The organism is Delftia sp. PX-1, assembly GCF_055797465.1.
Genome location: NZ_CP184763.1, coordinates 3,023,534 through 3,049,000, shown reverse-complemented (window position 1 = coordinate 3,049,000; position 25,467 = coordinate 3,023,534). Strand labels below are relative to the sequence as shown.

Below are 25,467 nucleotides of genomic sequence, written 5' to 3'. Positions count from 1 at the left end.
AGACTCCTTGAGAATGAGTGCTACGCCAAAGACAGGCGAAAAGCGAGTGCGGCCAGGGTGACCACCAGCACGGGAACCGTCAGGACGACCCCCACGCGAAAATACTGCCCCCAGCTGATGGTCGTGCCCTTGCGTGCAAGCACATGCAGCCATAGCAAGGTCGCCAGACTGCCAATGGGCGTGATTTTTGGACCCAGGTCACAGCCGATGACGTTGGCGTACACCATGGCTTCCTTCACCAGCCCTGTCGCGGAGGACTGGTCGATAGACAGCGCACCAACGAGTACAGTGGGCATGTTGTTCATCACGGAGGACAGTCCTGCGGCAAGGAAGCCGGTTCCCAGAGCAGCGCTCCAGATACCACCCGCAGCCAATCGGTCCAACAAGCCCGCCAGCGCACTGGTCAACCCGGCGTTGCGAAGCCCGTAGACCACCAAGTACATGCCCAGCGAGAAGAGCACGATTTGCCAGGGTGCCCCCATCACGACCGTGCGTGTGCTGATGACGTGCCCCCGGGCAGCAACTGCCAGCAGCATCGCAGCGCAGACGGCTGCCACAGCGCTGACTGGGACGCCCATTGGCTCCAGCACGAAGAAGCCGAGCAGCAGCAGGACCAGCACCACCCAACCAGCCCCGAATGTGGCTAGGTCTTTGATGGCAGCTGCTGGAGGCTTCAGCGACCCTCGGTCATAGGTGGTCGGCAGGTCCTTGCGGAAGTACAAGTACAGAACAACTAGGCTGGCCGCTACAGAAGCCAGGTTCACCAGCACCATCACCGACGCATATTCGTTGAACCCAATGCCGAAAAAGTCGGCAGAAACGATGTTGACCAAGTTGGACACGACCAGGGGCAGGCTGGCCGTGTCCGCAATGAACCCGGCGGCCATCACGAACGCCAGGGTAGCGGCCGGCGAGAAACCCAGGGCCACCAGCATCGCCATGACGATGGGTGTCAGGATGAGCGCGGCGCCATCGTTGGCAAACACGGCTGATACAACGGCACCCAGCAGCACGATGAAGGCAAACAGGCGCTTTCCGCTGCCCTTGCCCAAGCGTGCAACGTGCAATGCGGCCCACTCGAAGAAGCCCGCTTCGTCGAGGAGCAGGCTGATGATGATGACCGCGACGAACGTGGCCGTCGCATTCCAGACGATGTTCCACACCACCGGGATGTCCGAGAGGTGCACGACACCGAGGGCTAGAGCGAGCAGAGCGCCGGCAGTGGCACTCCATCCGATACCCAGGCCGCGCGGCTGCCAAATGACGAATGCCAGGGTGACAACGAAGATGAGGGCTGCGAGGAGCATGGCGCAGGAAAGTTGGCGCACTAGACAGGACGCGGGAGGAAGAAACGATGGGATGAAGGAGAACGGCCCTAGTCAGCAGCAACTGGTCTTGTCTTGCGACACGGCGCACTCCGCCCCCTGACAGCAGTTCTGCGTGAGGTACCGCAGCAGGCCATTCATGTGCTCGAACGCGGCGCGATAAACCAAGTGGCGACTCGATCGTTCCTGCGTCACCAACCCAGAGCGAGTCAGCTCCTTGAGGTGGAACGAGAGTGTTGTGCCCGGGGTCTCCAGGGCTTCCGCCATGACACCTGGCGTCAGGCCCTCCGGGCCAACGACCACGAGAGCGCGAAAGATCCGCAGACGCAGCGGGTGTGCGAGTGCGGCGAGGGAGTCAACGACTGCAGATTCGTCCATGCGAGAATTATTCCATATTTCAACAATAATGGAAATATTGAACCCCTTCATCTAAAACTGGGGATGGCAATGTCTGCTTTGGGTCGATTGCAGGCCGACACGAACGACAGCTGATGGGTACCTCCGGTTTGTCGCGCTGTCCCATCAAGTCTGCCGTCCGGCGACAGATCGCTCACAGCCTGAAGTAGCCAGCATTTCCGCACTTGGCGCCGGACCGATTGACCAAGTCGCCGTAAACGCTGCCTGCGCGACACCTTCGGACAAGGTGCTCATCAGGCGCCGGATTCCGTGCTCATAAAACGCTGGACCTGGTGCTCAGGTCGCATCGGAATATGCAGTGGCGTTCTGATTGGGCTGTTGGGCCTTCAACACCGGGTGCGGCCACCGCCGCGCCCGGATTTTGAAGTTCACCGCGCCCAGGACGGAACGGCCTGGGCGCGGTGCTGACGATGGTTATTCCTTCGTCTCGATGATCCACCACACGGCGCGCTGCAAGGCGCGGCCCGTGATGGGGTGAATATCCGCGAGGTCGGCGCGGTCCGTCCAACCCGAGGGCGGACGGTAGCCGCGCACGTCGCCCTTGCCGTGCCAGCGGTGGGCGCGCACGGTGCCGGGGGCGTAAATTGCCGCCATGCGCGGGCGGCTAGTGGTGTTGATGGTGGGCATGGTTCGGCTCCCTACGGCAAAGCGCCCCGGCCATGCTCAGGGCGCTTTGCCTTCGGCATGGGTCAGGCGGCCAATGCCTCGGCAGGTTCATGCATCACGGTGGCTGCTTCTTGCGCGCCGTCCTGCTGCGCAACCTGCGGGCTTTCCTCGGGTGCGTCTGCCTTTTTGAAGATGGTAGGCATCCAGCCCGTGCCCTTTACCAGCCGCTCGGCCTCGCTGGCAATGTCGGCCTTCTTGAGCTTCGTCAGTCGGTTGACGCTCTCGGGTGCGAACTCGCCCACGGCTTGCAGAACCACCGCCTTCGAAACGTGCTTGAAGTAGCCTTCTGCGGTCGGCTTCCACCATGCGGCCATGTCGAGACCCACGGCCTGCGCAAGTTCCGCGCCCGGCTGCTGCACCGTGGCGCGCGGCGTCACCACGTCCACGGCCCCCGCCACGCACACGGCCAGCAGTTGGACCAGCTCGCCTTGCTCCATCGCCCGCAGCGCGGCGAACAGTGCGGCGCTGCCCTCGGGCAGCTTGCCGCCCCATGCCTGCTGCAAATCGCGCAGCGCCACGGCGGCGGGTGATTCCGGCCAGTCCGGGGCCATGCCTTCCAGGCGTTCTTGCACCGTGAGGCGCACGCCCAGCGGCAGGGAACCATTGCTCGGGCCGTAGTAGCGGCTCCGCAAGACGGTCTGCACCATGCCATGCACCAGCGCGGCCAGCGCGATTTGCGGGTGCTGCGCCACCTCGATTTGCAGTGCGGCGGTGCGGTGAGCGCTCAGGCGCTGGGCCAGCCGGTCGGAAATCGCTGCGGTCTTGGGCGCTTCGTCTTCTTCGCCTTCGTCATCGTTGGCGGCCTCCCCGCCGCTGAAACCCTGGCGCAGCTTCTCCAACGTGCGCAGCGCCTTGGCCTCGGCTTCGCGCAGCAGCCCGCGATGAATCACGGCCTCGCCGTTGTGGTCGATGGTGACGATAGCCCCGGCTGCGGCCTTCACGTTCGCGCCGTACCCCTGCAAGCCATCTTCCAGCGCCTGCAACTGCTCGCCCAGCCGCTCGCCCTCCTCTTGCAGCGCATCGGCCTTGTCCTCGTCGTCGGCGTCCGTCGCCGCATCAATGGCTTCGGCCACCTCCTGCATTTTGGCTTGCAGCTTCTCGATGCGCTGTGCTTCGAGCTTGTTCGGCTCGCGCCGCTCCCTCGGCGCACGCTGGAAGGCATGCAGGTCGGCATGGGTCATGACCGGCGTGGCATCGGCCCATGCCCAGCCCTCGGCCTTCACCTCGGCGGCGATACCTGCCAGCTTGTCTTGCGCCAACCGTTCCAGCAGCGCGACGTCGGTCAGGTATACGCCCGCGTCACCCTCCGCGAACAGGTCACGGCGGATACCACCGCCTGCGGCCTCGTAAGCATCCAGCCCTACGAAGCGCACCAGCGGATGGCGGCAGGCGTCAATCTCGCGCTCGGTGAGGCGTTCGCGCAGCGCGGACGGTTGGCGCTGCCATTGCGGGGCGTCGTAATAGGCGGCTTCCTGTGCCGCGTGGTCATCCGTCCCGGCCAGGGCCATCAGCTGGTCAAGGCTCACGGCATCGGCCCGATAGTCCGCCATCAGGCGCGGCGAGACATTCGCCAGCTTCAAGCGGCGCTGCACCACCAGCGGCGTGACGGAGAAATCCGCCGCAATGTCCTCGATGGGCCGGCCTTCGGCCACCAGTGCGGCGAAAGCCTCGAACTGGTCTGAGGGGTGCATGGCCTCGCGCTGCACGTTCTCGGTGAGGCTGGCGGTGCGGGCCGTGCCATCGGCTACCTGCAGGCAAGGCACCTGCCAACCCTTGGCGATGCGGTGCTTCTTCGCCAGCAGCTTGAGGGCAGCAAGGCGACGGCCACCGGCCACCACCTCGTAATGCTCACCATCAGCGGCGGGAATCACGATCAGGTTTTGCAGCAGGCCCACGCGCTGAATGCTCGCGGCCAGTTCGGGGATAGACATGCGCGGGACGGTCTTGCGCACGTTGCGGCCCGTGGGGCGCAGCACCAGCCGCGACAGCGGAACCAGAATCATGTGCTTGCTCGGATCGGCGGCTTGCAGCACATTAGCGCGGGTGTCGAGGGCTTGGGCTTCGGTTTGGGTAACAGCATTCATGGTGAATCTCCAATCGAGTGAAACAAGGGAATGGAGGGGAAACCGCCCCTCCGGCGAAGAAGAGGTCAGAGGGGGTCAGGCTTTGAGGGCGCGCATGCCATCGGCCAGCAGCCACAGGGCACGGTTCAGGCGAATGTCGGAATCAATGCCCTGCACGGGCCGGGTTTGCTGCCTGCGGCCATTGGCGGCACGGCCTTGCAATCCGCCCTTGGTCAAGTTCTCCTGCGTGCGGTTGAACACGCTCCACAGGTCACGGCGGCGGTCATCGAACCGGCGCGGCATCAGGATTTGCGATTCCGTGATGGGCGCGGGCTTGGTCGGGTCGTCGTACTTGAGTGCCAGCGCGGCGCGGGCGAACACTTCCGATTCACCGGCGTCCAGCGTGATGGCCTGCATGGATTCGCGCGATGCCTGCGCATGCTCGAAGCCACCCAGCACCTGATAAGCGCCCTCGATGACAAGCCCGGCCACGTCGCCCTTGTGGGGCACGCGCACATCGCCCACGGTGTCGCCGCAGACAAGGCCATTGCTGCAAACGAAGCGGAACATGCCGCCCAGCAATTGATAGCTGCTCGTGCCGTCGTGCGAGTTCAGCAGGATGATTTCGTTGGCCTCGCGGGCGTTGATCTGGTCGGCATGGCGCAGGCGCAGCATGTGTTTCGTGTGCTCGCGCCGGCCCTCGTTTCGCACGCGGGTCTGGCACACCATGAAGGGTTGAAATCCCTCCTTGCGAAGCTCGGTCAACACGGCAGCCGTGGGGATGTAGGCGTATCGCTCGGAACGGCTCTCATGCGGGGCATCCGCGAAGATGGACGGAGCCACCCTGCGAATCTGGTCATCGGACAGCGGGGTTTCGCTGCGCAGCGCGGGGGAGTGGGAAGCAAAACGGGTTGCAAGCATGTCGTTCTCCTGAACAAAAAGGCTGTTGAAGAAAACCGCACACCGGATTCCAAGATTCGGAGCCCAGCCTTTCGGCTGTTCGGTGCGGTCGGCACGAGGAACCCGGTTGGCCCTGTTGCCACCGTCTTTCCTGAGTTCATCGCCCGCGGCCAAAGGAGCGCGCGGGCGGGGGCCGTCAAGGAAACCAGCGCAGGGTGGGGGCGGCCCGCAGGCGCAGCCGAGGACACGGCTCTGCGCGCCTTGATGGCCCACGGGAGCGGGCTACGGTCGCGGATAAGGTGATGGAGTCAGGGAAGACGGCTGGACATGGCAACGGCCCCTTCCGCCGCCGACCGCACGGCAAGCGAAGCGCGCAGGCCCGGAGCTGGAAGCCGGGCCGGAGGCGTCAGCCGAGCGGAGCGAGGGAACGATCGAAGCCCGTAGGGGGCGAGACGCTGCAGGCGGCTCGATGCGCCAGCACGAGAGCGCGACCGGCCACATGCCATTGGCCGGGGACGCTCATGACACCCTAGAGAGCCGATGTACCTGGAGCAAGACTTCGCCGGATCGCTTCAGGTACCGACAGAACCCGAGTGCTTCAATATGCTGCCCGCATGTCCAGCAGCCACGACCATCTATGACGTTGCACTCCCCCACCTCCCCCAAGAACGCCTGTGAAGAGCTCCTCATGGAGGAGAAGCGGTACAACGCCGAGCACCACATCCTGCCCAGCGAAAGCGCCGTGGCCGATCGGCTTCTGGCGAGAGGCCTGGAAATGACCCCGGCCTATGAGGAGCTACACAGCAAGCTGCACCGGCATCCGCACGCCCTCAAGACATTTCTGGGACTGGTTCTGACTGCGGCAGCACTTTGGAATCCCGAGAAGATCGCGGAGGCGCGCAATGCGCGGAGCGATCTCACCAAGGTGAACCAGCAGATTGCCAGGCAAGCGGCCGAATTGGCTGAACTGCTTCAGCAGCGCTCGGATCTCGGCAACACGTCAGGCTTCCGGACGGATACGTACTACCACGTCTGTGATGTGATCCAGGCATCCTCCCAGCAGAACTACGGATTCAAAAGCTATGTGCAGGAGCGTCTCGAAAATCTGCAAGGACAGTTCGATCTCAAGTACTGGCCAACATTGAGCGACTTCGCCCGTGAACTGGCTCGCGATGCCGCGACGGCGGTTGCACAGGCCTCCGATCCTTTGACGGCGGCAGCAACGGCCGCCCCGCGGGCTTCTCTGGCGGATTTCTTCAAGGCCCTCTTCGCGAGCATCGAAGAGAACAGCGCCCGGAGTTTCGGCCACCTCCCCCATGGGCTGCAGATCAGCGACAGCACGTTCGCCATCCTGGTGAACTGCGCGCTGGATCTCGACGCGGATAGCATGGTGGACGGCCCCTACGTGAAGCGTCTGCGTCAACGCGAGCGCGAAGGTTCCAAGTAGTGCTTCAGCAAGGAAAGGGCGGCAATGGCACACGACGCGAGCATCTGGCGGGTGGACACCGAAACCGCACCGGCGCGTCCCACGCCCCACGCCGACACCGTTCCGCTGACATGGGCGCGCGACTCGCGCACCTGCGAACCGCGCTACATCCACGACGCTGAGGTCATCGACGGAAGCGCTGAATGCCAATGCCCGGCCTGCGACCTGTCGCTGACGCCGGTGTTGGCTGGGCAACCCCTGCGGAGAAACCCCACAGCGCACTTCCGCCATCCCAAGGGCGCCCAGAAAGATGACTGCACCCTCGTTGCCGCGCGGCTGGCCGCGATCCGGCATCTGCAGGAACGTGGCTTCATCGATCTGCCCAGGCGCCGGATGTCAGCCAACGCCATCGGCTTCAGTGGCCAGGGCTACGAAGGCTGGGCGGAAAAACCCGGAGAGCGCGTCTCCATCACTCGCGCGGTGCTCCACGACCATGCCACTGCGCTGTTGACGCTGGATGATGGCCGCGAATTCCTGGTCGACCTTACGGGGCAGCGCGATGCCGGCAGCGATGGCCAAGGGCGGGCCATCGTCACCCTATTCCTCTCCGATCCCGCCATTGCGATGATGTCGCCGGACGAGATCCGCGGACGCCTGCGCCTGCTTCCCGATATCCGCTGGTGCGCGCACTGGGGCGACCAGGCGTTGCAAGCGGCCGCGAGCGCGCAGGCCCAGCAGGCCGCGCGCGAGGCTATGGATGCCTGGGAAGCCGCAGACGAAGCACAGTTCCATCAGTATCTGCCCCCGGACCTGGAGCCATCCATTGCCCTGCAATGGCGCCGCGAGACGCTGTTGCACAGTGAGGTCAAGGCGATCCTGGAACAGGCCTCCCAAATTGCAACGCCCAGCCTCGAGGTCAAAGTGATCCGCTACGCCCCGGACGAGTTCAGCGGCGAATGGGAGGACAACACGCTTCGAGCTGAGTGGTGGACAGCATCCACGACGCTGCCGCTGCAAAAGACCCAGTTGGAACGGCACCAGGGCAGCATCGTCCCCGATGTCATCTGCACCCTGCGCGAGCCCCGGCCATTCATCTTTGGGGGCACGGAAATCTGGCTCGACGAGGGCTTTGAAGAGTTGATAGAGGACACCCACAGCAGCCAGCGCTGGCCCCAGACCTTGCTGATCGAGGTCACCGTGACCCACGGCATCGATCAGGAGAAGCTGCGCCGCATCCAGGCACTCAATATGCCGACGCTGGAAATCGACATCGGCTCGCTCGGTGGCCGGGTGACCCGGGAAGGTCTGCGCCACCTGGTGGTGAACGAAACCATCGGCAAGCGCTGGGTGCATCACCCTGCCCTGCGGTGGCGCCACCAGATCCTCGAAACAAAACTGGACCAGCATCCAGTCACGGTAAGGTTTCAGGAGCGCCTGGCCGAGCTGCGACGCCCCCGCTTGGTCGCGACACCGGCGTCGGAGTGGGCCGGGATCTATCTGGCCGCCGCCACGGAATTCCTCGACACCAACACCCGCATCAACAAAGCCCGGCGTGCACATCAGGGGCCGGGCCCAGAACCCGAGCCATTGGGGGAAGACAGCGAGCCCTGGCTGCGGCTCATGGAGGCCGCGGAAGCCCTGGCTGCGCATGGTTATCCAGGCGGTGCCGACCACGAGATGGTGGGGGGCGCCGGCATCGTTTCACGGCTGCTGTCGATCCAGCACAACCGGGGCATCGGCTATGCATTCAGTACGGGCTACCAAGTGCTCAACGCGATCATGCAGAGCACGCCCGGCTACCAGCACTGGCACACGCTGTATCTCATAGCCGTTAAGGCCTACGGTCTGGACGCTCGGCTCACCCCAGGGCAAGTCGAGCGCTATGCCTCCTGGCGGCAAGGCGTCATCGACAAGGTGAACGCTGGCGACGAGACGCACCTGCGGGCCGGGCGCTATGACGCGTTGCTAGGCGTGCTTTTCCCCGAGATGGCACCACGTCTTGCCAACGGCTATGGCCGTAACCCGCTGTCCGAGTAGCTGTGCGAAGGCCATGCGTCCCCCGGCACAATGACATCTACGATGGACATACGAGAGCTACAGGACGAGGAACTGATTGCCCAGGCCCGCGAGTGGAGACAGCGAGCGCTGCGTGGAGAAAGGGACGCGCGCGGCATGGCGCACGAACTGGAACGCGAAGTGCGCCGCCGCTTTGGCATGCCCAGGAACGATGCGCCACATCCGCTGCCGAAGGTGCGCCTCCTGGCCGAACTGCCACGGGCACAGCCGCCACGCTGGAAGCCCTGGTGACTGCGCCCGCTGGCGTTGGAAAGAACCCAAAGGCATCTTCTGACCATCCCCGCATGGAAGAACCCCGCATCCAAAGTGACGATCCGCTGGCGCAAATGCTCCAGCGCTCCGACGCATTGCACGAACAGCTGGACGCGCTGCTGGGCGACGCCGAATTCGACGGCTCGCCCCGTGGTGAAGCCGCCCTGGGTATGTGCCTGGTCGCCATGGAACACGCAATCGCCCTGCGCGCCCTGATGGCATTGCGACTACCGACTTCGGCCGTCAGCTTAATGCGTCTGCAGTTCGAGGCCCTGACGCGGGCGATGTGGCTGCTCTATGCCGCCAACGATGCGGCGATCGACAAGCTGATGGCTCCTCTGACGCTCGCGAGCGAGCAGGCCGCCAAGAACCTCCCCGGCGCAAGCGAAATGATCGACCAGATCGGCAAGCGGATCGGACAAGGTGTGCCACCGGCGGCGCACCAGATGCTGTCGCACTTCAAGGACGTATCCTGGCATGCCATGAACTCGTTCGTGCACGGCGGCATCCATCCGCTGCGGCGCAGCGCTGATGGTTTTCCCGTCCATCTCGCACTGCAGGTGCTGCGCAGCTCCAACGGCCTGACCACCATGACGGGCATGACGATGGCGGTCCTCACCGGCGATGAGACGGTGGCCAAGCCCATAAGCACGATCCAGCCGGCCTTCGCTGACTGCTTGCCGGATCTGTTCAGACCTTGAACAGGGCATCTTGCGACGCCCCGTGCCATATCAGTGGAGGCCGCCGGCCGGCGTGTCGTGCATCGTGCAGATATTCGCCTTGACTACCGCCGAAGCTCTCAACCCCCGCGATGGGCGGCCAGCACACGATGCCGCCCGACATAGGCAGTGATGTGGCGCAAGATCAAAACAGGTGTTTTCGCAGAAGTGCGTTAAATCGATGTCATGCTCTCTGCCACGCAGACATGTTTTGGAACAGGATCAAGGATGTACCAACGTATGGACCCAAAGACCTATGCAGCGCACTGGGAGCACGAGTCGACGCAAATCGAAGACCAAGGCGCTTACAAGCTGCTGAGCTCAATCACTCCTGATGGGAATGTCCTGGAAGTCGGCTGCGGGGTCGGCTTCGGAACCATCTCACTGGCTGCCACACGGCCCGTTCTGGCCCTCGACAGCAACGTCGATTTGATTGAAAAGGCGCGTGCGCGTATTCAGTCGTCTGGCGCCAACGCAGAGGTCCTGGTTACCGACTTTCTTACACCGTCAACCGAGGCCATCGGCCGCATCCAGGCCTTCGTACCCAAAGTGGTTGTGGCCTGGTTTGTTGGATCAAACGCGGATGACCAGGAAAGACACGCATCTGATGTAGCGTGGCTCGAACGCGCCAAGAAGTACCGAGAGAACATCGAAGACGCAGTGGTGACCCTTCCCCTGTGCCAACCCTCTGTCGAATGGGTTCACCTTGCCATTCGTGGAGGAAGCGTTTCAGGGTTCACCGACGAGGAGGCCAAGCTTTCGCAGCGGGAAGACTACGATCAGTACGTCTTTCACCCAAATGGCTTTGAAGTGACCGACGTTCAGATAATGGCGTGGGAGCGGGAAGGCAGCCAATTCGGGTACCAAGACGCCTACAACCCCAACAGGGCACCCGGGCCGAGTGAACCAGTCATCATCTCCATACTTGCTAAGCGTAAGGCGGCCTAGCAATACATCAGGTGTGCGCTGACTTCGGGCCCTCCTGGCCCTCCATCAGCGCACGGCTTTGCGGCACGGCCCTTCATCGGGCTGCCGTCATTAGGCCATCGAGCCGGTCTTGATGACCGTCAATCATCGGATTTGGCTTCGCTTGCGACAGCGCCTGTGCTGGCTTCCCCCACCTGCGTCTCCTGCGTGAGGATTCGCACGCGAGAACCCGACAGGTCTTCCAGCAGCCAAGCCTGGTGAGCATCCAAACGCTCCTCTCGCATCAAACCGGCCCAGCCATTCCATTCGATTCGCACTGCCTGCCCAGTGAGCGGGGCAACGTACTCAACGGGAACCAGCGAAGCTCTAAGCGAACACCTCTCCGATGCGGGCCTGCAAGGCTTCAGTATTAGGCTCGTGGGCTTCAAGGCGGGTAACCAATGGCAGACGACGTAATCGCGGCCTGCTCAGTGGAAAGCCGACGCAGCGTCACCAGCTCCTCTTTTGTTGGCTTGCGAACAGCACCAAGCCCTGCTTCACTGCATGCAGACTTTGCGACAAGGTGGGCAAAGTAAAGCGTTGCCCGCTCATCAATACCCCCGGCCTCAGCAGCAAATTGACCACGTCGCCCCGACAGCAATTGCAAGGCTGTAGTCAATGACCAGTTTGCGCCATGAGCGGATTTCAGCTGCTTCACGGCTGCATCTGGCTCTCCATCATTGGCAAGCCACGTGAGCACTACCTGGGCACAGGTCCGCACGAGTGGTAGATCGGATGAAGCACTTGCTCGTGCCTTCTTTATCTTGTGCAGCAGCGCCGGACTGGGACTTGTCATGGGTGCAGTTTAAGCCCGAGCTCCCGGGACGCTGCGGCTCCAACGGGGCAAAAGTGGACATGGGCGCTTGCCTTTTCAGTGTCAACAAGCCGCCATCGCAGCAACGGCTGTCGCAGCCGTCCTGTGAATGACTTTTGCGACCAACAGCAGAGAAGTGGGCTTACGATGTGATCCGTTTCATCAGCACACGCGACGATGCCTCAATACCTCCGAACCAGCAGTGTTCGACTAATTGAAGCGAGCCAGGAGGCGCTGAATTTGGCCTTCATCGGGCTGGGAATGCCAGCCCGTCACGAACTTCGGGTTACTGCTGCGAGATTCGCTGCGCCTGCGGGCCTAATCGGCGCTGCGGCTGAGCAGGTGCTATCTGCAATCTTGGTTCACGTGTTGGGCGAAGAGGCCCTGATGTCTGGCACCAACCAGTTCAAGAGCGCCAGAGAGGTGCTCAGAGATGTGCGAGCTCTCCTGCAAGCTCCGCCTCCGAGGGCTTCGTTTCTGACGGTCGGAGTCGCTGATGGAGCGGCGCACCGTCGCGCGTTGTATCAGGCAACTGAAGGCTTCGTTCTTATCATCGGCGAGCGAGCCGCCGGCTTGCACGCAGGCTATGGGCCGTCACGGTCGGTTGCCATGCTACAGGCGCAGAAGGTTCTGGACTTCTACATCCTTCTGGCCGATTCAAGCCGCATCCGACCTTACCTAGAGCAGTTGCCGCGGCCACCGGAGTCAAACGTAGACCGTGACGTCATCATTGACGAGCTCGCAAGACGGTTCCGTGAGTCCGAGACTCTTGGCGAGCGCAGCGCCACGCTTCGCTCATTGTTCTTAGTTCTTCCCGAAGTACCGGAGGTTGCTCCGGAATGGCTGGATGCCTTTGATCGCTCCGCCGTCGCTCCAACCACCGAGGACATCAACTTGCTCTTGCAAACGCTCCAACAGGCTGCGCCAGTTAGGTTCCATCGCCTGAACGCCGCCGGCCAGGGTTTGGGCGTCGCCGTGCGCCAGCAGGACCCAAATGCTCTGCCTATTGCACAACACCACCTGCGTCGCGCATTTGGCGACATGTTGGGGCAGTTCGAGGCCTACGTCGGTGCGGCCAACGGCCGACTGGATGATGGTCACCTAGATGTACCACCGGAAAGCTTCCTGTTGGACATGTGGAGTTTGGGCCTGGTCCAGCTCAGTCAAGCATTGAACCGCGATAGGCTCAGTGCTCACGAAGCTTGGCCGTTTATCGTGACAGCGCTATCGACACAAGGGACGACGCGCCCATTCTGGTTCTTGGTCTCAATGGTCGACGACCTTGGACAGTTAATTGCTCAGTTGCGCAGGGCATTTGCCATAGGCCACCGCGGCCATTTGAGGCAACAAGAGGTGCCTACCCTTGCAGCCATTGAGGCTTTGCGTGATCGACGGCTTCTTACGCCACCTGCTCCGCTGGCGTTGTTTGCCCGCGAAGCATTCGCTGCAGCGGAGCGCCGTAGAAATGCGCTCGCTGTAGCCATCGAGCGCAACCGCGGGACAAACCGCGAAGCTGCACAGGACGCCGAAGCGTTCCTTCGTCGCGTCTCCGAAGGTGAGTTGGTCGCTGGCCAAGCTTTTGCTGCTGTCAACGTCATGGGCAATCTTGAGGCGAGACGGTATTGGACCAGACTGCTGGCAGAAGCTGCTACAGACCTGGAAGACCGTGACATGCTCGTGCAGATTCACCGAGATAGCGATCTGGTTCCGGCGCAGTCCCCGGCCCGAAAGGCAATGAAGCTCATCGACGCAGTTGCCTATGGGCCACAAATCGAGCTTGAGTAACCCAAGAAGCCATGCCTTCTCGCCCAGGCATCTCGACCGCTGCCCCCCCAAAAAAAGGATTCAAGATGGAGTTGATAGCCGGAGCTGTGAACAAACGCTGGCTGCACAACCTTGCTGCACGCCACACTCCCGAATGCACAGAGGTCATGGCGGCGGTCGCCTACGCGAGCGCAGACAACCTGGAGCTTTTCGAGGCCTGCAAGCGGCATTCCAAACCTTTGACGTACTACGGTCGCTATGACGAGTCTGTCCCTGTGGCTCCAACTGTTGTGAAATGGTTCCTTGACCAGCGCAGCCCGAACTTCACCTGTCGCATGGTCCCGGACGTTCTACATGCGAAGGTTGTTTGGTGGGTCGGGGTTGGGGTGTATATCGGCTCCGCAAACCTCACGAATCGCGCATGGGTGTCTAACATCGAGGCCGGTACCTTCGTGACCGAAGACGAGCTAGCGAGCGGTCCAATGCTAGAAGAGCTCCGCACGTTCTTCGAAGTAACCGACTTGAGGGCTGAAGTCATTGACGACCAGTTCTACCGGCACCTGCTCAATCTGCAAAGCCAGCGAGCTGCCCTTGACCGCGCGGAGTTCGAATTCAAGCAACGGGTGAAGCGCCACTTTCCCGAAGGCGTAGGTCTAGTCAGCGTCGACAAGGCCAAGGCACAGGATCGCGCCTTTGCTGAGTTTGCGCGGCGCTGGCGAGAATCCCTTCAGGTGCTTAGAGACATTAGCGACAAGGTCGTCCGAGACGAGAATCGTCCCGACTGGATACCCAAAGGCACGCCGGCAGGTGCGCAGGCCGACCAATTCATTCATGCCTATTACTACCAGTTCGTGGGAGGGCATAAGGGGGGACATCTCGTCGATGCCGCGTACGCTGAACATCGGCTCAATCCAGCAGGTGCGCTGGATGAGGCACTGAATTGGTGGCGTCGCGCCGAGTTCGACAACACCCAGGAACGTCGCTCGCTACTTGACTGGGCGCCTCAGCTAAAACGCATGCTGTCGCAAGCTCGAATTCGAGCCTTGAGCAAGAGCGATTTTTGCCACGCGATGTCCATGGTCCACGCGGTCATCGACTATGGACGCAAGCGCCCGAACTCCGAGCTAGGGCTTCCATCCGTTCAGCAGGAGACCGATACGAAGATTCGCCTCCATGCGGAGCAACTGTGGGAGGCCCGAAGTCCACAGGGCAAGACGGTCCTTGAGATACTCGAGTACGCGATTTGGGGACCGGGCTCCGTGGAAGAGCGCATATGGGCCGCCGCCCGCACCGATCAGTGGCGACTACCGTGGGTCCAGTTCAGCACGCTTGGGGAGATTGTCGGTTGGGCCAGGCCAGATGACTTCCCGCCACGAAACGACCGCACGTTGAAAGGACTTCGAGCCTTGGGGTACTCGGTCCGCAGCGTCTGAGCCGACATGTGAGCGTGGGCGGCGGCTTTGGGGCCAGTCAGCATAGTTCGCTCGCTGATGACCACCGGCAGCGACCGCTGCGCAGCAGTTAGTGATGACGCACACCCCTTCCCGCCGCCGAGGCTCCCGCCATTCCCGCAGATGCGCGGCCACGTGGTCGAGTCCCGCCGCCTCCTCGGGATCGCGCCATCGCGGCCCTCGGGTATCGCGTGCGGGCATTGCGAATGGCGGCAGAAATCTCCGGCAGCGAACTCGCCCGGCACTATGGGATATCCCGCTCGATGCTATCTCGCGTCGAGTCGGGCTTGGTTTCGCCATCCATCAGGACTCTGGCGTCCATCGTGTCGGCGCCTGAGTTGCCCATAGCCGCGGTTTTTTTGACGGCCAAGCTGCGAACTCTGGTCGGTGGCCTTGGACTAGCCGCGCCAGGATAGCCCAATCGTAGGACTGCCCCCCTCCGCTACGTGCACTTGCCTTGCCTTGAAGTTCCGGCCAATATGCTCTTCCAACGATATTCCACGTCGGCAGGCGGGAGGTCTGTATGAATGGGAAGAAGCTTAGAAGCACACTTGCGTTGGCACTCAGTTTGTTGGCGCTGGTGCTTTGCCAGGGATGCGGAAAAAAGGAAAACCCGGACACGCCCAATCCTGTCGTGAATTCGGCTGCCGCGGAGGAGGCGTCCAACACCACGGAACCTTACTGGGTCCATCAGGCCAATCCGAAGGCCAGGATTGCTGTCGTGTTCGTCCATGGGCTTTTCGGCTCGACAACTTCGACCTGGAACAACAAGGATGGCACGGGCTTCTTCAAGTTCCTGCATGAACAGCCCGGCGTGGGCAGTCGCGTAGACATCTTCGCGTTCGGCTTCACATCCAACATGCTGGCCGGAGGTTCGCTGGACATCCGAGAAGCCGCCAACAAGCTGGAAGAGTCCTTGAAGTTCCACGGCGTGTGGGACTATGAAAATGTCGTCTTCGTGGCGCATAGCATGGGCGGACTTGTCACCTTGCGTGAGTTGATTGCCCATCCCGAACGCCGCGAGAACGTGCCGTTGGTGGTGCTCTATGCCACCCCCGCGCGAGGGGCGGACATCACCAATATCGCCCAGTTCTTTGTTCGCAATCCTGCCCTGGCGCAGATGTTCCCCGCTGATCGCAACGCCCTGCTGCAGCAGTTGAGCGACGACTGGGGATTGATTTCCGCAGACAACAAGCCCACGGTGATCTGTGCCTACGAAAAGGCCGAGACCGGCCCTGTGATGATCGTTCCATGGTCCAGTGCCGTGGCCTTCTGCAATGGCGCGCCCTCGGCGATTGGTGGTGCCGATCACATTGGGATCGTGAAGCCGACCACGCCTACGCACGACTCCATTGTGGTGCTGGTCAACGCGTTGCGGGACTACGTGCTGAGCAAGAGCGACACGGCCTTTCTCGAGACGCCGGATTTCGCAAGCGAGGATGGCGCCTGGGTCATGCGCCTGCTGGACCCGAACGGCAGGACTCCCGCGCGGCTGGTCAACAAGGGCCCTCGCGGGATGACCTACACAATCTCGAACGTCTCCGACTCTGCGTTGGTCGTACTGCCGGATCCGACGCCACGCACGGTCCCTCCGCGCAATCAGGAGGATCTCAAGGTGCTTCTGGCCCGCGGGGGAGATCTGAAGGACGAGTACCAGTTCACGATCACGACCCCAGTGATGGGTGCGCGCCTGGTCAAGGTGCGATTGGGAGACCGGCAAGCCATCCATGCGGCCCAGGCGGAAGTCGCGGGCGCGGTCGCCGAGCAGTTGAACCGGTACCTGTCCTCGCCCGAAACCGTGCAGCAATTGCAAAACGCCAGCGAGGATCAGCGGGTAGACGCCATCACGAAGGCGGCCAAGGAAGGCCTGGCGGCCAAGCTACCGGGCTTGCCAGCGAATGCGGAGTGGTTCATGACGGCCGACGTACTCGCGTCCGCCGGATGGTCGCAATACGCGCGCAAGGCACTGAGCAATGCACAAATCGACCCCGTGGGCAGCACCACCAATGCCGCAGCCGTCAAACGCCTGGACAACGTGATCCTTAGACAGTCGGAGTACCGCGTGCCGGCGCCCGGAGTGAAGATGCCAATCAGCGATCAGGAGATGCTGCGCGTCAAACCTGCGCCGAGCTTGATCGACGCATCCAACGCCCAGGACTGGAAGCGCTTGTCGGAGCGCATGCAGGAGGTTCCCTCACTAAGGGCGGAAGGACTGTCTCTCAAGGGCGATCTGCTGCGCCAGGAGGGGGCGGACCGAGCGGCAGTGGATGTCTACCGACAGGCCATCCAGATCAAGCCCAACCCGGCGCTGAAGGCCAAGGTCCAGGCGGCAGGTTCGAATCCCTGAACCGCGCGCGTACGCAGTCGAGTCGCGGCGAGCCGTCAGTCGGTTCAGGAGACTGCCGAAGCAGGGTTCGACCTGGATACAGGGAAGTCCTTCTGATCACCTGCCTCTCGGCTCTCCGGCGTCCGCATGCGCGCTTACACGCCCAGTTGGTATGGCGGCCGAATCTCGAGATAGTCGGACATCCAAGCAGACGGGATCACCCCGTTGTTCGCCAACAAGGACTCCACCGTTCGTTCACTGACATCAAAGTGCGCCGCAGCGTCCTCGATTGCCGACTCGGTGTAATCGCCATTGAGGAACTCCGCCAACTCGTCGATGGGGCATAGAAACTCAGCGGCGAAGGCGCGCTGGAATTTCTGGCGCGATGTCGAGAGATCGGTGGATGCCAGCCACTGAGAGGCGCCCTGGACTTGCACGAGATCCGCGATGAACCGGGACAGCTCAAAGCGTCTGCCAATGGGGTGTCGCTTTCGAGGAATGAACTTGATCTGGCCCCCGGCCTGCGGAATGCCAACTCCAGAGCGTCCCTTGGTATCGACCTCCACGCCCTCAGACTCCTTCAAGCCGAGCAGATCGCGCAGGGTTTCGCTTGGAACTCTGCCCCCACTCACTCCGAGCTCCTTGCGCAGAACACGGGCCGCGGACACGGCGCGCATCCACGGTGGCTCCGAAGCGGACTTCGGGCGCGATACCTTGATCTTCGGCAGGTCCGGAGTCTCGACCAGACCGGGTCGATCGCGCATTTCATCAAGCGCCGAGAGGGATTGCTCCCCACTAAACTTGCCGTACAACGGTGCGAGTTCAGACAGCGATGCACCGCCCATCTCGTGGTCGAAGGACAAAGCCTGGCGCATCAGAGCATCAGGGCTTTCGTCGGGGTCGAAGCCCAGTGCGGCTTCAATCCGGCGATACCGCGCAGCGTCTTTGTCCTGCCGGTCCGCCTGTACAAGGTCCCACAGCTGCGCCAGATCGCTCCCGCCACGCCCCACGGCCGCGAGTCGCCTTACTACGACATCAATGAAGCCGTCCACACCGGCACGAAACTCATCAAGCGGCATGGCAGCGGAACAGGACGCAAGGTAACGGACCGATTGCTCATGCGTCGGCTCTGGAGCAGCCGCCCATACCTACATCATTTCGTTGTCTGAAGCAAAGACAACATGTGGCCACACGTAGCCCTGATTCGCCGCGCCCATCTCATGCGCCATGCGCCAATCCGCATCGGGCCGAGTCCCCTGTTTCGGCAAAGGCTCCCAATTCAGCCTCCACCAAGAGGCCGCGAGCCAAAGCGCCAACGGATAGGTCGAAACGAGCACGCTGTCGCGGATGGTCTTGGACCAGATGTCTTCGTTTCTCGTCACGATCGCGTCGCCCACCCGCACGGTGAGGAACGCGGAAGTGTCCCGAAATTCGGCCGGCCCGGTGCCGGCCGACTGCCATTCTGGCGCGAACTGGAGCCTAGGCATGATCATTTGCCCATCGCTGCGCGACCACGCTGGCGAATGGGTCACTGACTGGCATCGGGTAGCCGTGATAAATGCCCTGGTCCGGGTTCTCGAGCTGGGCCTCCAAGGGACGGCCGCCCGCCGTCATTGACCAGATGTTTTTGGGCCAGTCACCCACGAAGCGATCGCTGATCATTCCCTTGAGCAGTCCCGCCTTCAGCAGTGCCAGTGCCTCAAGCCGCGTGAAGACGCCGATACCGTCGCACAGCGACTTGCCCGGGCGCGGATCCGCTGGCGGCGTCAGACCGAAATCCCCAGGATTCTTCTTGTGCTCCGGATTGCCTCCGTACCCAACCCGCTGCGCGAGCGCAGCCAAGCAAGCCAACTCAGGCGCGTCACACGCCTTCAGCTTGCGCTTCGGGTTGAACTGGTTGTACCGGGGCTTCAAGGTAGATCCACTGGGGCAAGAACGATAGTCTCGATAGCTTTGTAGTATAAGGCGGGGTTCTGTGAGGGCCCCGAGTCAGCTCCTGACGAATGACCTCATGCCGGGAAGGCAGGAACCTCGCCTCGGCTCGGCCCGAACATCCTGCGATCGCTGCGGCCGCCTGCGAATCCTGTTTAGGGGGCTGAGACAGGCCCAGCAGGCCGAGTTCTGCGATGGGCCCGGATCACAAGACGCCGTGCCGAGACAAGAGCCGATCAAAAAAATCACCGACACATTGCTGGGCACGGGCACCCACCGTTCGCTGATCGAGGTCAACGTCTAGGAACTCGAAGCCACCGAACCGGTAGACCTCATATCCCATCAGCTTCAGCCGACGGTCTTCTGCCACCATCTCCGCGTAGCGCTGTGGGTGAGCGATGTACCGATCGAGACTATCCGCATCGGGCACGGCATAGTGCTGCCGGCCGTCGATCTCGATCACGACCCGAACGCCTTGCTCGAACATGAGCAAGAAGTCCATGCGCTGTCGCGCCAGGAACTGCTCATCGCCACGCTGCCGCCGCGTATAGGGGTCATAGTGCAGATAGACCTGAGGGATCAACGCCGGCAGCCGATCACCGAGTGAGGTGCCATAGCGCTCGTAGTATCCCTGGAACACTGCGAACTCCCCAGGCGATCGCGCGCCGAGAACGGCCTGGCGCAGCCGCCGAAAGAGCCCCTCCTTGGCAACGGTTGGATCCTCCACGCCCTGCAGTTCGGCCCACCAGTCGCGCAGGTCCTTCCAGAGCAAGAGTCCTGAGCTCGGCAGCGGCCGGTCGAAGATGAGCACCTTGTCCGCGTTCTTGACGATTTCCACGTCGTTGTTCACGGCATCGCGGAAGATCAGCTCCGGCTTCTCGCCGATCGAGGCGAAGATCAGGTTCTTCATCTCGCCGGTGACACCGGCTTGTGCCCGAACCACACCATAGATTGCGTAACCGGACTCGACGCCTGTCGGCCTGACGGTGAAGCCATCGCGACGCAGCGCCGTCCCAATCCTGGACGCCAGTTCGGCCTGCTCCGCATCTCGGCGGACCATCGGATGCAGCAGCTTTTCCAACAGTTTGAAAAACCGCGTCTGGCTGCACTGGAGGGCCCCACACTCAGTCAGCAACTCCTCATTGGACCAATTCGGATTGCCAACGTAGTGCTTGGCGATCCTCCCCTGCAGGCTCAGCAATCCTTGCAGGCCGTGGGGATCGTCTTGGATGACCGTCGAACCAAAGACCTCGCTCAAGTTCTCCAGAAGTGGCAACTCGCCGAATAGCGATTCGAGTGAGTTGATGGCCTTGAGCACATCGCTCCGGACCAAGGTGCTGACCCGATGCTCAGCGTGCACCGACATCTCGCTGACCGAATCCGCCAGGTCGTCCGCCGGGTATTCGTTCAGGACTCTGGCCCCCAGCGCGAGCAACTCGGGCTCGTTCAACTCCAGGATGCGGCTCTTGACATACATGCGCTTGCTGCCAAACGCCTCTTGGCCGTCACACTCTCCTACTTCCGACTGGATGCCAAGCCGGACACAAGCGCTGGGCACGCTGTAGGCCTTCACATTGGCCTGGATCGCACCGGCGATTTGCTCGCGTAGCGTGTCGAGGGAAATTCGCGGTGCCATGGTCAATAGTCGCCAGGCCCGGGACCAAAGGAGGCCAGCATGTCCGCCTTGAGCTCGAGCTGGTGACCGATGTGCGCATCAGCCGCCCCCAGCAATCCCGCCACATTGGCAATCACCTCCTGCACGTTGCGCAGATTGATCGATTCGAGCTTCTGCAGTGTCGGAAGGCGCTCACCCGTATTCCTGTCGGGCTTGCTCTCCGGGTAGCGGAACGAGAACGACTGCGGATCGTGGTCGCAGAACTCCCCGATCAGCCGGCTGATGTGGCTGAGTTCCGCCACCGAATCGCCGGGCGAGGCCCGTTCGAGCAACTCACGGCACACACGCCAATAGCGACGGAGATCGTGCGAACCCAAGTCGTCACTTGTCTCTATGTCGAAGAGAGTCCACGCACTGCGTATCAGCCCCTTGATCGATAGCTCCAGGAACTGGCGATACAGAAACATGACGGGATAAACGAGGAAATCCTGGTGTCCATGCCCTGCCTTGATGCGTTCGACCACGACGTCGGCAGCCTCCCGATACCCTTCTGCATAGACCACCCAGCGGTCGCCGTACCCGTGCATCAGCATGGCCCGGTTGTGCCAATCCGGATCCCCGTGCGTAACGAGGCGATCGGTCGCCTTAGGCCAGGGAAGTTTGTCTGTCAGCGCCAGCGGGTCGTCGAAAGCTGGTTGTCCATCCTCAGTTCCAAGTCTGTCGTTCATCGGGGCCTTTCCGCGTCTAAAGCACCACGTGCGCAATGCCACCATCGGCCTGAGCATCTTATTCAACATGGTGCCGCCGCTCTCGTTCGCTACTCCAGACTTCGCCCTGACAAGTTGTGCCAATCGCCCGTGAAGGTCACCATGAACGACAACGTATCCGCTCATGGTCATCGTCATGCCGACATCATTGCCGTCGACCTCAAGCCCCTTGCCGCATCCAGGCAGGGCCGGCTACGACGACATTCCTCAGTTTCCAACGACGGCGCCCTTACCTTTCCGCCGCACCATCCGCCGCCATGAACTGCACCAGATCGTGCCCCTTGCCGAAACCACGATCTACGAGATGGAGCAGCGCGGCGAATTCCCAAGGCGCTTTCGGCTCACGCCTCGCTGCGTCGTCTGGGACTTGGAAGAGGTAGAGGCATGGATCGAAGAACGCAAACAGGCCTCGCGCGCAGCGAAGTCCAGCACACCCATCGGGCCGGATGTAAGGCAGCGCCTGTACCGGCCCGTCAAGTAAACGTCCTCAAGGCGACCCTGCCTCCGTCCTGACCAGCGGTGCACCTGGCAATACCTGCGCCATCTGAGCGATAGCCAGAGCCACCGCCGCATTGCGATCCATCGCCTCCCGGCTGAAGGCCAGAGCGACATGCCCAGGCCGCCCCCACCCCACCGTGGCATCAGCACAGTCACTGCCTGCCAGCCGGTGCATGACCTCATCCTGCGAATCCAGCTCAGGATTCAGCGCATAGACAAATGTGAAATCGTGAATCATCGCGATTGCTCCCTCTTCTTGTTTTCCCATCGCATCAGCGCGTCATGATGCGCGCCAGTGCGTCCACCAACTGAGCACGATCCGCAGCACGCTTGGCCACCGTGCGCTGCGCCAGGTTGTGCAGCTTGCGCCGCACGCCGGGCAGATCGGCCGCGTGGGCAAGCCCGATCAAGCTGAAATCCGGCCGCTCATCCTCGACGGATTGCAGAAAGGCGCGCGACGGCTCATCCAGCCACGATGCCACGCGCGACAACAGACGCTTGCGGCTCTCTAGCAAGGCCCCGACCTCGACGGGCTCGGTCGTCATGCCCTTGAAATGGGCCTCGAAGATGGCCTCGAAATCCGCTGGCACCCGAGGCGCCAGCATCTCCCAGGCCGGCTTGGGGCTGCATGTCAGGTACGGTGCGCCAGAGCGCTTCATTCGCCCGCTCGTCCTGCAGCAGCAGGCCCACATCGAAGAGATCACGCGGATGCTGCCGCGACAGTGCTGCCGCCAGCTTGCCGGCGTACAGGTCGGCGAAATCCAGCACCTGCACCTCGGCGAAGCCGAACGCCTCCTCCACCCTTGGACGCACGACCATGCTTCGCTCCGGATGCACCGTGCCGCGCGTGACCGGCGTTGTCTCGATCTGCACGCGCGCACGGCCGCGGCTGGCCACCAGCCGAGTGACCGTCCCTGCGCCCTCGCCCGCCGAGGTCTGAACCTGCAGTTGCAACGGGCGGGCGCGCATCGCGTCGGCCAACCGTCCCAGGGCTTCGGCAATCAGCTTCGCATCCTCGGCATAGTCGTGCACCGGCAGCCAAGCCAAGTCGATGTCCACCGACAGACGCGGCAGGTCGTGCTCGAATAGGTTGATGGCCGTGCCGCCCTTAAGCGCGAAACGCGGCTCCTGCGCGAGCACCGGCAGGATCTCGACCAGCAGCCGCACCCGGTCGGTGTAGCGCCGGTCCCAATGGTCAAGCCAGGTGCTCATCGAGGTCTCCCGGCAAGGTGATCTGATAGGTCGGATGCAGGCGCCCACCGGGCACCAGCGCGCGCTTGCCCCGGCCCAAATCGACACCCTCTAGCGGCACATGCGCCAGCCACGCATGCCGGTGGCGCTCGGCCAGGGCCAGGAACAGCCGCTTCGCCTTGATGCTGCCGCAGTGGCGCAGCATCAGGCCAGCGCGCTGCGGCCGCAGCGTGGTCATGGCCTGCATCAGCGCGTCGGCCTCATAGACCAGCGCCGCATCCGACACGCCATCGCACAACTCCAGCATGGCGCGCTCCGGCGTCGAGCACGCCAGCGCATCGGCGCCCGCGCTGCCCCGATGCCACGCCAACCCCTGCTCGGCCAGCGCGGACTCGGACATCTCGACCGCGAACGACACGGGGGGCAGATCGAATGGCCCCTTGCCCAGGAACGCGAAGCGCTCCTGCAATGGCAGCTTGCCCACCCAGCCCGGCGGCCGCTCCGGCCCATAGAGGGTGATCGTCCCGGCATCACCCAAGCGCAGGTAATGCTCGTGCCCTTGCAAGGTCAGCGCGAAGCGCCCCCCCACGTGCAGCGGCATCCCCTCCCCGGCCTGCAGGCTATGAACCACCCCATCCCACTGCAGACGCCCGCCCTGGCGCATGTACACGCCACGGGCCGGCGACACCAGCCAGCCGCTGCCGACATAACGCGCGACGAGGCTGTTCGAGTAGCCGTGCGCCCGCAGCCAGCGGCTGGACACCAAGCGCGTGTCGCCCATATCAGCCAAGAGGCGGTTCAGTTTTCCTGCATTTTGCTCACCCATAGTGCTCAAAATACAGCTTTCTCGAACTCCTGCCAAGACTCGCTGGTTCGATAAACGAGAAATTCGATCACTTATAGTGATCTTTTTACGACAATTGTAAACCACCCGCTGTCCATCAGCAGCACGTACCAAGAGGATCTGCATGCGATCCCCCCTGTCACACGGTCGCACTCAGTACCGGCACCACCACGTTCTCCGGCATCAGCTTCGGCACGTAGGTCTGCCCATCGATCCAGGCATCGACCATGCTGGCCCACTCCTGCAGCATGTGGCGCCGCTGTTCGGCGTACTCGGCCTTGTTGTAGATCGAGCGCGAGGAACGCCCATCCTCGTGCGCCAGGCACTTCTCGATCCAATCCCGGTTGAAGCCGATTTCGTTCAGCAGCGTCGAGCCGGTGCGGCGCAGATCGTGGACGGTGAACGGCTCCAACGGCAGGCCCGCGGCCTTCGCGCGCTCCGCGACGATCTGCGTGACCCGGTTCAGGGTCGCGTTCGACATGCAGCGCTCGGCGTCGTAGCGCGATGGCAGCACGAACTTGGAGCCGGCCGCACAGGTGTGCAGGGCTATGAAGATGTCGAGCGCCTGGCGCGACAGATAGACCACGTGCGGGTTGCGCCCCTTCATGCGCTGCTTCGGGATCGTCCAGGTCGCATTCTCGAAATCGACCTCATTCCAGGTGGCCTGGATCAACTCGCTCTTGCGCACCAGGGTTAGCAGGATCATGCGCAGCGCCAGCCGGATGGTCGGATAGGTCGCCACCGATTCCATCTGCCTCGCCATCAGCCGGATTTCCAGCGGCGACAGGGCGCGATCCTTCGGCACGAACGTCGCAATCGACGCGGCGCCCACATCCTCAGCCGGGTTGTCCACCTTCTCGCCGTGCAGGATGGCGAAGGCATAGACCTGCTTCACGATGTCGCGGACGTGTACCGCCGTGGCGGGTGCCCCGCGCGCCTTCACCTTGTTGCAGAGGGCACGCAGGTCATCGGCGGTGATTTCGTTGAGCCGCCGGTTCTGAAAGGCCGGCAGGATGTCCCGATCGACGATGCTCTTGCGCATTGCCTTGGTGCTGTCGGCCATCCGAGCGCCGGCCAGCCACTTCTCGGTCACGTCGCCAAAGGTCTTGGCGGCGGTCAGCCGGCGCTTCTCGCGCTGCTTCTCCAGCGCGGGGGACTTGCCCTGGGCAACGGCCTTCTTGGCGTCGATCAGCTTTTCGCGAGCCATCGCCAGCGAAATACCCGCCGGCCCGTAGCGGCCAATGGTCAGGGTCTCACGGCGCCCGTTGAGACGGTAATCGTAGCGGAAGGTGACGGTACCGGTGGGCGATACCGTCACGTACATCCCATCCCGGTCAGAAGCCTTATAAGTCAATGACTTAGGCTTCAAATTGCGCAGTGCGGTGTCGGTAAGCATCGAGGTTTTCCTCCTGTTGGTGACGGCTTTTACCGTCAGGGGTCAGGAGACCTGCTGAT

24 protein-coding genes and 1 pseudogene are annotated in these 25,467 nt (G+C 62.6%); 10 read left to right on the top strand and 15 right to left on the bottom strand.

The features are described from left to right. Positions 1–20: 20 nt before the first annotated feature. From ACN20X_RS14140 to ACN20X_RS14120, 5 genes are all read right to left on the bottom strand, one after another. Positions 21–1,307: an arsenic transporter gene (locus ACN20X_RS14140; protein ID WP_473210741.1), complete on the bottom strand. Its 1,287-nt coding sequence runs from the start codon at positions 1,305–1,307 to the stop codon at positions 21–23. Positions 1,308–1,379: 72 nt separating this feature from the next. Beyond that, the gene (locus tag ACN20X_RS14135) at positions 1,380–1,703 is read right to left on the bottom strand and encodes an ArsR/SmtB family transcription factor (RefSeq protein ID WP_473210740.1); all 324 of its coding nucleotides are present in this window, start codon (positions 1,701–1,703) and stop codon (positions 1,380–1,382) included. A 453-nt stretch (positions 1,704–2,156) separates the two neighbouring features. Further along, positions 2,157–2,369 (bottom strand): hypothetical protein, encoded by a 213-nt coding sequence (locus ACN20X_RS14130; RefSeq protein WP_473210739.1) that lies wholly within the window; start codon positions 2,367–2,369, stop codon positions 2,157–2,159. Positions 2,370–2,431: 62 nt separating this feature from the next. After that, positions 2,432–4,492 (bottom strand): ParB/RepB/Spo0J family partition protein, encoded by a 2,061-nt coding sequence (locus ACN20X_RS14125; protein WP_473210738.1) that lies wholly within the window; start codon positions 4,490–4,492, stop codon positions 2,432–2,434. A 75-nt stretch (positions 4,493–4,567) separates the two neighbouring features. Further along, entirely contained in the window at positions 4,568–5,392 is an 825-nt protein-coding gene (locus tag ACN20X_RS14120) for a DUF932 domain-containing protein (protein ID WP_473210737.1), read from the bottom strand. Positions 5,393–6,008: 616 nt separating this feature from the next. Between ACN20X_RS14120 and ACN20X_RS14115 the strand changes: the two genes are divergently transcribed. The 5 genes from ACN20X_RS14115 to ACN20X_RS14095 all read left to right on the top strand — a co-directional run bounded on the left by ACN20X_RS14115 (position 6,009) and on the right by ACN20X_RS14095 (position 10,792). Continuing rightward, positions 6,009–6,818: a hypothetical protein gene (locus tag ACN20X_RS14115; RefSeq protein ID WP_473210736.1), complete on the top strand. Its 810-nt coding sequence runs from the start codon at positions 6,009–6,011 to the stop codon at positions 6,816–6,818. 24 nt (positions 6,819–6,842) lie between these two features. Then, the gene (locus ACN20X_RS14110) at positions 6,843–8,834 is read left to right on the top strand and encodes a hypothetical protein (RefSeq protein WP_473210735.1); all 1,992 of its coding nucleotides are present in this window, start codon (positions 6,843–6,845) and stop codon (positions 8,832–8,834) included. Between the two features lie 42 nt (positions 8,835–8,876). After that, complete coding sequence (locus ACN20X_RS14105) at positions 8,877–9,104, top strand: hypothetical protein (protein WP_473210734.1); 228 nt, start codon at positions 8,877–8,879, stop codon at positions 9,102–9,104. A gap of 53 nt (positions 9,105–9,157) precedes the next feature. Beyond that, entirely contained in the window at positions 9,158–9,826 is a 669-nt protein-coding gene (locus tag ACN20X_RS14100; protein WP_473210733.1) for a DUF6988 family protein, read from the top strand. 258 nt (positions 9,827–10,084) lie between these two features. Beyond that, positions 10,085–10,792 carry a class I SAM-dependent methyltransferase gene (locus ACN20X_RS14095; protein WP_473210732.1) on the top strand — a complete coding sequence of 236 codons (708 nt, stop codon included), beginning with the start codon at positions 10,085–10,087 and terminating at the stop codon, positions 10,790–10,792. 403 nt (positions 10,793–11,195) lie between these two features. On the opposite strand, the gene ACN20X_RS14090 is transcribed toward ACN20X_RS14095, so the two are convergent. Continuing rightward, complete coding sequence (locus ACN20X_RS14090; RefSeq protein WP_473210731.1) at positions 11,196–11,468, bottom strand: hypothetical protein; 273 nt, start codon at positions 11,466–11,468, stop codon at positions 11,196–11,198. 543 nt (positions 11,469–12,011) lie between these two features. Here ACN20X_RS14090 and ACN20X_RS14085 point away from each other — a divergent pair. The 4 genes from ACN20X_RS14085 to ACN20X_RS14070 all read left to right on the top strand — a co-directional run bounded on the left by ACN20X_RS14085 (position 12,012) and on the right by ACN20X_RS14070 (position 17,186). Next, entirely contained in the window at positions 12,012–13,409 is a 1,398-nt protein-coding gene (locus tag ACN20X_RS14085) for a hypothetical protein (RefSeq protein WP_473210730.1), read from the top strand. Between the two features lie 65 nt (positions 13,410–13,474). Beyond that, on the top strand, positions 13,475–14,821 hold the full coding sequence (locus ACN20X_RS14080; protein WP_473210729.1) for a phospholipase D-like domain-containing protein: 1,347 nt from the start codon (positions 13,475–13,477) through the stop codon (positions 14,819–14,821). Positions 14,822–15,045: 224 nt separating this feature from the next. Next, positions 15,046–15,255: a helix-turn-helix domain-containing protein gene (locus ACN20X_RS14075; RefSeq protein WP_473210728.1), complete on the top strand. Its 210-nt coding sequence runs from the start codon at positions 15,046–15,048 to the stop codon at positions 15,253–15,255. Between the two features lie 107 nt (positions 15,256–15,362). Then, the gene (locus ACN20X_RS14070) at positions 15,363–17,186 is read left to right on the top strand and encodes an esterase/lipase family protein (RefSeq protein ID WP_473210727.1); all 1,824 of its coding nucleotides are present in this window, start codon (positions 15,363–15,365) and stop codon (positions 17,184–17,186) included. A gap of 134 nt (positions 17,187–17,320) precedes the next feature. On the opposite strand, the gene ACN20X_RS14065 is transcribed toward ACN20X_RS14070, so the two are convergent. From ACN20X_RS14065 to ACN20X_RS14045, 5 genes are all read right to left on the bottom strand, one after another. Beyond that, the gene (locus ACN20X_RS14065; protein WP_473210726.1) at positions 17,321–18,244 is read right to left on the bottom strand and encodes an ImmA/IrrE family metallo-endopeptidase; all 924 of its coding nucleotides are present in this window, start codon (positions 18,242–18,244) and stop codon (positions 17,321–17,323) included. A gap of 69 nt (positions 18,245–18,313) precedes the next feature. Then, positions 18,314–18,652 carry a hypothetical protein gene (locus tag ACN20X_RS14060; protein WP_473210725.1) on the bottom strand — a complete coding sequence of 113 codons (339 nt, stop codon included), beginning with the start codon at positions 18,650–18,652 and terminating at the stop codon, positions 18,314–18,316. Further along, positions 18,645–19,079, bottom strand: a complete 435-nt coding sequence (locus tag ACN20X_RS14055) for a hypothetical protein (protein WP_473210724.1) — start codon at positions 19,077–19,079, stop codon at positions 18,645–18,647. The genes ACN20X_RS14060 and ACN20X_RS14055 overlap by 8 nt, the downstream gene beginning before the upstream one ends. Before the next feature lie 223 nt (positions 19,080–19,302). Next, positions 19,303–20,733 carry an AbiJ-related protein gene (locus tag ACN20X_RS14050; protein ID WP_473210723.1) on the bottom strand — a complete coding sequence of 477 codons (1,431 nt, stop codon included), beginning with the start codon at positions 20,731–20,733 and terminating at the stop codon, positions 19,303–19,305. 2 nt (positions 20,734–20,735) lie between these two features. Continuing rightward, complete coding sequence (locus ACN20X_RS14045; RefSeq protein ID WP_473210722.1) at positions 20,736–21,440, bottom strand: hypothetical protein; 705 nt, start codon at positions 21,438–21,440, stop codon at positions 20,736–20,738. A 163-nt stretch (positions 21,441–21,603) separates the two neighbouring features. Here ACN20X_RS14045 and ACN20X_RS14040 point away from each other — a divergent pair, with 163 nt between their 5' ends. Next, complete coding sequence (locus ACN20X_RS14040; protein WP_473210721.1) at positions 21,604–21,960, top strand: helix-turn-helix transcriptional regulator; 357 nt, start codon at positions 21,604–21,606, stop codon at positions 21,958–21,960. 6 nt (positions 21,961–21,966) lie between these two features. Here ACN20X_RS14040 and ACN20X_RS14035 read toward each other — a convergent pair whose 3' ends face one another. From ACN20X_RS14035 to ACN20X_RS14020, 4 genes and pseudogenes are all read right to left on the bottom strand, one after another. After that, positions 21,967–22,245, bottom strand: a complete 279-nt coding sequence (locus tag ACN20X_RS14035; RefSeq protein ID WP_473210720.1) for a transcriptional regulator — start codon at positions 22,243–22,245, stop codon at positions 21,967–21,969. A 4-nt stretch (positions 22,246–22,249) separates the two neighbouring features. Next, a pseudogene (locus ACN20X_RS14030) lies at positions 22,250–23,189 on the bottom strand (nucleotidyl transferase AbiEii/AbiGii toxin family protein). After that, positions 23,173–23,994, bottom strand: coding sequence for a type IV toxin-antitoxin system AbiEi family antitoxin domain-containing protein (locus ACN20X_RS14025; protein WP_473210812.1), 822 nt, complete (start codon positions 23,992–23,994; stop codon positions 23,173–23,175). The pseudogene ACN20X_RS14030 and the gene ACN20X_RS14025 overlap by 17 nt, the downstream one beginning before the upstream one ends. 157 nt (positions 23,995–24,151) lie before the next feature. Then, positions 24,152–25,408: a tyrosine-type recombinase/integrase gene (locus tag ACN20X_RS14020; RefSeq protein WP_473210719.1), complete on the bottom strand. Its 1,257-nt coding sequence runs from the start codon at positions 25,406–25,408 to the stop codon at positions 24,152–24,154. Positions 25,409–25,467: the final 59 nt, after the last annotated feature.